The 484-nt window shown below is 62.0% G+C and carries 1 protein-coding gene and 1 pseudogene; both read left to right on the forward strand.

Translation table 11 applies throughout. The annotated features are described in order from the left end of the window. A partial coding sequence (gene lptA, locus B3187_RS08230; RefSeq protein ID WP_286805681.1) for a lipopolysaccharide transport periplasmic protein LptA occupies positions 1 to 368 on the forward strand: 368 nt, incomplete at its 5' end. A 3-nt stretch (positions 369 to 371) separates the two neighbouring features. Continuing rightward, a pseudogene (locus B3187_RS08235) lies at positions 372 to 484 on the forward strand (lipopolysaccharide ABC transporter ATP-binding protein); the annotation flags it as partial.

The raw sequence follows: 484 nt of genomic DNA on the forward strand, positions 1-484 counted from the left end.
GCGATGTGCGCCTGCGCCAGGGTAGCCTCAATATCCGCGCCGAAAGCCTGGTGGTACACACCGACGCCAACCGACAAGTGGAGCGGGTGGTGGCCGAAGGCACCCCGGCCCACTTTGAGCAGCAACCCGAAGTGGACGACCAGCCCATTGCCGCCCAGGCCAACACCATCCGGTACGATGTGACCAGCGAGCGCCTGGAGCTGCAGACCAACGCCCGGATCGTGCAGGGCGACGCCACCATGAGCGGCAACCGGATCGACTACGATATGGCCAGTGAAATCCTCAAGGCCGAGGGCGATACGGAATCCGATAGCCCGCGTATCGAAATGGTATTGCCACCGCAAAGCGACCGCGCTGAACAGGACTGACTCATGCCCAGCTTGCACGCCCTGAACCTGGCCAAAAGTTACAAAACCCGCAAAGTGGTGCTCGATGTCTCCCTGTCGGTATCTACCGGACAGATCGTGGGGCTGCTCGGTCCCAA

It is taken from the genome of Marinimicrobium sp. UBA4209, from assembly GCF_002381585.1.
Taxonomy (GTDB): Bacteria; Pseudomonadota; Gammaproteobacteria; order Pseudomonadales; family Cellvibrionaceae; genus Marinimicrobium; species Marinimicrobium koreense.